Origin of the sequence: Pediococcus ethanolidurans, from assembly GCF_001437405.1 — a bacterium.
Taxonomy (GTDB): domain Bacteria; phylum Bacillota; class Bacilli; order Lactobacillales; family Lactobacillaceae; genus Pediococcus; species Pediococcus ethanolidurans.
In genome coordinates, this window is the sequence record NZ_JQBY01000044.1 from 1 (window position 1) to 6572 (window position 6572).

9 protein-coding genes are annotated in these 6572 nt (G+C 36.0%); 7 read left to right on the plus strand and 2 right to left on the minus strand.

Features of this window, described 5'->3' with window-relative positions:
* The coding region (locus IV87_RS10590) for a collagen-binding domain-containing protein (RefSeq protein ID WP_057808089.1) at positions 1-1359 on the plus strand (1359 nt) is incomplete at its 5' end.
* A 224-nt stretch (positions 1360-1583) separates the two neighbouring features.
* On the opposite strand, the gene IV87_RS10595 is transcribed toward IV87_RS10590, so the two are convergent.
* Both IV87_RS10595 and IV87_RS10600 read right to left on the minus strand, forming a co-directional pair.
* Positions 1584-1940, minus strand: a complete 357-nt coding sequence (locus IV87_RS10595) for a type II toxin-antitoxin system YafQ family toxin (protein ID WP_046041398.1) — start codon at positions 1938-1940, stop codon at positions 1584-1586.
* On the minus strand, positions 1940-2218 hold the full coding sequence (locus IV87_RS10600; protein ID WP_003586674.1) for a type II toxin-antitoxin system Phd/YefM family antitoxin: 279 nt from the start codon (positions 2216-2218) through the stop codon (positions 1940-1942). The genes IV87_RS10595 and IV87_RS10600 overlap by 1 nt, the downstream gene beginning before the upstream one ends.
* 76 nt (positions 2219-2294) lie before the next feature.
* On the opposite strand from IV87_RS10600, the gene IV87_RS10605 reads away from it, so the two are divergent.
* From IV87_RS10605 to IV87_RS10630, 6 genes are all read left to right on the plus strand, one after another.
* Complete coding sequence (locus tag IV87_RS10605) at positions 2295-2882, plus strand: site-specific integrase (RefSeq protein ID WP_057808092.1); 588 nt, start codon at positions 2295-2297, stop codon at positions 2880-2882.
* A gap of 12 nt (positions 2883-2894) precedes the next feature.
* On the plus strand, positions 2895-3254 hold the full coding sequence (locus IV87_RS10610; RefSeq protein WP_057808094.1) for a hypothetical protein: 360 nt from the start codon (positions 2895-2897) through the stop codon (positions 3252-3254).
* Positions 3255-3635: 381 nt separating this feature from the next.
* Positions 3636-3848 carry a hypothetical protein gene (locus IV87_RS10615; RefSeq protein ID WP_010015136.1) on the plus strand — a complete coding sequence of 71 codons (213 nt, stop codon included), beginning with the start codon at positions 3636-3638 and terminating at the stop codon, positions 3846-3848.
* A 718-nt stretch (positions 3849-4566) separates the two neighbouring features.
* The gene (locus IV87_RS10620; protein WP_057808096.1) at positions 4567-5502 is read left to right on the plus strand and encodes a replication initiation protein; all 936 of its coding nucleotides are present in this window, start codon (positions 4567-4569) and stop codon (positions 5500-5502) included.
* A complete protein-coding gene (locus IV87_RS10625) occupies positions 5495-6097 on the plus strand; it encodes a DUF536 domain-containing protein (protein ID WP_057808098.1) in 603 nt (200 codons plus the stop codon). The genes IV87_RS10620 and IV87_RS10625 overlap by 8 nt, the downstream gene beginning before the upstream one ends.
* 139 nt (positions 6098-6236) lie before the next feature.
* Positions 6237-6572, plus strand: a 336-nt coding sequence (locus IV87_RS10630) for a KxYKxGKxW signal peptide domain-containing protein (RefSeq protein WP_169790699.1), incomplete at its 3' end; no start/stop codon positions are given.

Genomic DNA, 6572 nt, shown 5'->3' on the forward strand with positions numbered 1-6572 from the left:
AAAAAAATTAAATCTTCACTTGTTACCAATCATTTAGAAGAGAAAGGCAATCTTGAAAAATTGGCCTTATCATCTGATAGTGTCCAACCAGCTACTTCCATTAGTGATGATACTTATTTAAAAAATTTAGGAATTGATATTAACGACCTAAATACTAACAGTGTTTTAAAATTAGCTTCTTTGTTCCATATTTTTGCAAATCAAGCTAGTTTATCAGCGGATACTAATGGTAATTTAGCTGTTAAAATTTTAAATGGCCCTAACGATTTTGGTACACGTGGTGATTCATACAATTTAACTAGCGGTGATATTTATTACATTCAACAACTGGCCAAAGATCTTCAAAGTAACGCTTTTAGAAATAAAACATTTAATCATGTAGTATTAGGTAAAGATGTTAGTGTATCAATTGAAAATAACAAGGTCTTGATCAATGGTATCACTATGGATAATTTAAAACCTGAAGATGTTTATCAAGATACCAATGGGCAGACCTATATTGATTTTAGTGATGTATTTCAGCAACTAGTAAAGGCATCCACCAGTTATGCTAGTACTCCTCAGTCAAAAGGTGTTATTTCAAATTATGATGACATGAATAATCGCTATGTTGATGTTTCGAAAGTAGCAACTGGAACACAAATTATTTATGTAAATGTTCCATTTAAATATTTGAGTGCTTCTCAGCCGATTACGATCAAGGGAATATCTCATTTAGAAAATGGTCCTACTGTCGTCATTAACGTTACTGATATTCCAAATGGTGATCAAAATATTTCTACACAAGTTCAATTATATTATGATGGTGGAACTAATTCTTTACCCAATAGTGAAGGGCATTCAGAGCCTAACCATGTATTATGGAACTTAGGTACCGATGAACAAGCCTTCAATTTCAGCAGTGGTCGGTTTATGGGAAGTGTTTTAGCACCTAATGCGACTATTAATGCTGGAGTTAACATTGATGGGAATATTGTTGCTAATATCGTTAATATAACCGGCGGTGAATCGCACAGATGGGATATTCATCCACAACCGACACAGCCAACTCAACCGACGCAGCCAACTCAACCGACACAGCCAACTCAACCGACACAGCCAACTCAACCGACACAGCCAACTCAACCGACACAGCCAACTCAACCGACACAGCCAACTCAATTGATTAAAACTAATGTTAATGAGAAAAAAACAGTTTCATTGGTAAATGATAAAGAAAAAATTCCTTCTAAAAATATAGAAGCTTTACCACAAACTAGTGAAAAATCAGAAAGCTCTGTTTCAGCTCTAGGTGTCTTATTACTGGCTTTAGGAAGTTTAACCAGTTGGCTGACTTTCAGAAAAAAGTGGAAAGATTAACTAAACAATCTACCGTATACTATCTAAGAGTGGATGGAAGAAAAGAAAAAAATAGTGTTAATATTACGAAAACATCCTAATAATGAAATTTAAAGTTTTTTGATTCAGTGTTTAGGGGCTATAATTAACAAATACCCCCTCGAAAACATTGAAAGAATAACCCCTAATATCTATAATGTAGATATTAGGGGTTATTTATTTTTATATACCAGAAATAGCTTCTTTTATTCGTCATTTTTTCGATACCTTTTAGCACGATTTTGACCAGGAAATAAACGATCATGCGATCCGACTCGAATGCCAATTAAGACTAGTTCATCTTTATCAATCGTATAAACCACCAGGACATCGTTAGTTTCGCTTGGTGTTTTGTTTTTCGGGGTGTCTCGTAAGTGAAATTCATTATAGCCGCTCATTCGCCGATTAAGCTCATGATCTTCAAATTCTGGTGGTAATTGTTGTTGCTCAAGCAACAGGTCAATGGCTGCTCGAACTTCATCAATAATAGATTTATCTAAACTGGCTAACCGTTTTAGATCAGCATTAAAGGTTGCACGTGGTTTAAATCTTAGTTTTTTCATTATTTAAACTGACCCCAATAATCATCATCTGATTCAACAATTTCATCGTCAGGTAAAACATGGCGTTTAATTAACTGATCACGTGCAATTGCATATTCTAACGAACCTTCTTTAGCTTTTAATGCTCTTTCTAGCCAGTCCATTTTTTCTTGTGAAACGATGGCTACTGCGCGACTATTTGAACGAGCAATATAAACTGTTTCGTCTTCGTCATTAACTTGATCTAAATATTTTTTTAAGTTAGCGCGAAAATCGCTCTGTGTTAATGCTAATGTCATATTTATCACCCTTTCATTGTACTTAATATTGTACTTTAATTTGTACTAAAAATCAATTTTTTAAGGAGCTAAAACTATGCAACAAGTTGTCTTACCCATCAAAGATTCAAACGTTCTCAAAGAGGTTCAAGATACCTTACTCAACAATTTTAAAGCTGGCCGGCGAAACTATACCGTTTTTCAAGTTGGCAAAGCGACACTGTTGCGAGTCAGTGATGTCATGCGCTTAAAACAGACCGACATTTTTAATCTGGACGGTACAATTAAACAAAATACGTTCATTCACGATCGAAAAACGGGTAAGCCCAATACCTTGTACCTTAAACCAGTTCAAACAGAGCTCTTATTGTATCGCCAATGGCTACTTGATCATAGACTAGCCTCTGAATGGCTCTTTCCTTCCATTCAACACCCCGAGCGCCATATTACAGAAAAACAATTTTACAAAATCATGAGTAAGGTTGGTGAGCTGTTAGGCATTAATTATCTAGGGACCCATACAATGCGCAAAACCGGGGCTTACCGTATCTACACACAATCAAACTATAATATTGGCTTAGTCATGCACTTATTAAATCATTCAAGTGAAGCCATGACTTTAGCTTATTTAGGCTTAGACCAAGCCAGTACCGAAACGATGCTGGATCAGATTGATTTTGGTTAGGAGGTTGTCCTTATGGATTTAGATTTTAAAACCAACAAATATGAGCTGTTTGATGATTGGCACCAAAACAAGACTAAACAAGAATTTACACAAAAGTTGCAGCAACAAGCTCAAATTGAAAAAACACAATTACCACAATTATTGTCGCGTGAAGATTTAAAAACTCGGTGGCAGATGAACTCTCGTCAAAGTGTTCACCAAGTTGCTAGTAAGCCTGATTTTCCGCAACCCGTTTTTAACTTTAATCATGGTAAGACGCCGCTTTACTTAGCAACTGAAATTCAAATTTTCGAAATTAATCACCCTTGGGTGATAACTCCTGGTGCTCGTCTTGCTTATAGTTATTGGATTCTTCGTAATGTGATTGATTAATCTTAAGATTTAGCACTAGGTTCTTGATCGTTGGCGCTAGCCTTCTAATACAAATAATCCCCATCAAAATGGAGATTAAATCTACCCTTGACAAGTGTCAAGGGTGTAAGTGCGCATTGCATTGACCTCGTTTCACTCGGTCTGCTGATAACCATGAAATCAGTTTTTGCCGTTGTTGAATTGACTGTATTTTTAATTCAATTTATGTTTGCACCTAACTAGGATTGTTATGTTTTAAATATTTAAAAAGTGTTGCAGATTACGCTGTTTTAAGCCAAAATTTTTTAATTGCTTTGTGCAGATAATCTTTATAAGCTTGGTAACAAATTTTGAATAACGGTGCTGTAAGATCTGTGAATTTAAACTGAAAGCATTATTTTGATGTTAGGAGTCATTAAGATGGACGAAAAGAAAGTATTAAAACCAATTGATGAAATGCTTGCTGATCCTTGGCAAGTTGATATTCAAGAATTGTTTGAAGCTTCTGTCAATGAACCTGACGAGATTAAAAAGAATTTGTATGATTCCTTATACACTTATATTTTGCAAAAAAGACAAGAAGATATTATTAATCGTCCTGGCTTCGTTATTTAGCCCTCTAAGAGCCTGTTGAGGGCTTTTTGTTTTTGCTTTGGTATATAAATATATAAATATATATAAACAGTCTTAAAACCGCTAGAAACGAGAAATAAGGCCTTTAAAAACGAATATAGCAGTTAAAGTCTTGTTAAGATTTAGAAAAACTAACTTTTTGCTGTCAATGGTAGCGGACGAGCAAAGCGTGGGAGCATAAGGAATTGACAGCTCTAAACCAGTCTTAACACTGAAATGGCGAAAGCCAAAGTTTTATAGAAACTTTGCTTTCCTGCCTAACGGCGAGTGAAAAAGCGGTCAAGCTGGTTCAGCTTGGACGGGGTACGGGGCGTCAGCGCCCGATTAAATGTGGCTTGCCACACCTTATCTGGCAACGAACAGAGTGAGGCGCAAGGAGCGTAGCGACTGGAGTTGAATGTGAGCCTGTTTTTGGCTCACTCCTTTGTGTTTTTGATTTTAGGTTTTGATCTCGTACAGTGGTGCCTTTTATATACCTCTTTTATATACCTCTTTTAAACCTCTTTTAGACCCCTCTTGAGCCTTACTCTCCCAATAGACACAGGGTTTTATCGACTACATTTTGTCTGTTTATCGACTACATTTTGTCTGTTTATCGACTACATTTTGTCTGTTTATCGACTACATTTTGTCTGTTTATCGACTACACTTTTTTACTTCTGTATTCAAATAAGGTAGTGTTATTCAAGGAGGTTATTTTATGAGCAATGAATTGGTCAAATATGACCCTGAATTAAATACAATCCCCTTGCGAAGGTTCACTCCTGTAGAAATGAACTTGTTCTTTTCTGTAGTTTCTAGAATGCGTGACAAAGGTGATAATACTGTTAGATTCACCTTTGATCAGTTAAAAGAATTAAGCGCCTATAAACCAACCGCAAATAATCGGTTTATTGATGACATACAAAGCACATATCAAAAAATATTAGGTCTTAGATTTGGCTCTCGAAGTAAAGATGGTCTTGATAGAGAGATGTTTGTCATGTTCACTCGATTTGAAATTAAGGGGTCTGCAGACGTTCCTTATGTTGATATTCAAATTTATCCCAAAGCGTTGAAACTTCTAAATAATCTTGAAAGCTGGGTTCGTTATGCTTTAGCAGAGTTCAGAGATTTAAAGAGTAGTTATGCAAAAACAACGTTCCGTCTTCTTAAACAATTTCGAACCACTGGTTATGCTTATTTTTCTAAAAATGATTTCTTTGAATTACTAGATATTCCACAAAGCTATTGGAGCAAGCCGACAAATGTTGAATCCAGGGTTATTCGCCCGATCAAAGAAGAACTAACCCCTTTGTTTAGAGGCCTAACGGTTAGAAAAAAATATGGTAAAGGCCGCGGGAAACCAGTGATTGGGTATTCTTTTACTTGGAAGCCTGAAAAGAAAGACGCTAACGACTTCTCACAAGGTCAATTTCAAGATGAACGTCAAAAACTCTTTAACATTCAGCATAATGGTGAATTAACAGAGCAGGAAAAATGGCGCGCCATTGACAAGGTTAAGGGGTTAACTTTAGGCTCTACTGAGAAACAAGCATTGGCTGATAAACAGGCCGAGCACGATAAAAAAATAAGAGATCAAGCAAGACAAGAAGCACTTGCTGAACTCCGAAAGGGGTTTGGAAATCATGCCTAAAACTATTAGAGAACTTGCTGATGAATTAAAGGTCTCTAAACAAACTATTCAATACCACTACCAAAGACTACCAACAAAGAACCGACAAAAAGATAGTCAAGGTAAAAACGTGATCAGCCCTACAGCTGAAAGAATTATTAGAGGTAAAGTAGCAAAGACTTTGGTAGCAAATAGTCAACAAACAGGTAGTAAAAAAGCGACAAAGACTAGCAAAGAAAATAATGAGCTAATCGCTACTCTAAGAAGAGAAGTAGCAGACTTAAAATCTCAACGTGACAAACAGCTTGCTACCAAAGACCAGCAAATAAGTAACAAAGATCGACAAATAGATTGCCTAACAAAATTGGTGGATCAGCAACAGCAGTTACAACTAGCCACGGTAGCAGAAAACCATCGATTAAAAGAGCATGTACGGAAACTGAGTGAGTTGTCTGAACCCTCTAGTTCAATTCAAAAACGGGCAAAAAATGATAAAGATGATACCTTGTCGAATAACATTAATTCTAGTCAAGTCAAAGATGAAAACGACAAGCAGAAAGAAAAGAAAGTATCTAATAATAATAAAGCCAATAATAGTTGGTGGCATTTCTGGTAAAAATTAAAAAGGTGGATTAAACATGAAAATAGAGCCTAAGATAATGTCTCAAGGTAGAAGAAATTTATGCTATACTTTCGGTGTTTAATCTAGGTTGTATCCAGTTTGATTAAGGATGCTTTATTTTGGAGGAGTTTCTATGGAAAAACAACATTACAAGATGTATAAAGATGGCAAAAAATGGGTTTTTGCAGCAGTTACTGTAATTGCTTTAGGGGTTGGGTTAAGTGAAAGTACATATGTTGTAAAAGCAGATAGTACTGTGACTATTACATCAACTGATGATTCAGTAAATACTGGCTCTGCCAGCAAGAATCCTACTGTACCTGTCACATCAACTGATAGTTCAGTAAATACTGGTGCCGCCAGCAAGAATCCTACTGTACCTGTCACATCAACTGATGATTCAGTAAATACTGGTGTCGCCAGCAAGAAAACTAATTTACCTGCTACCTCAACTGATAATTCAAAAAAA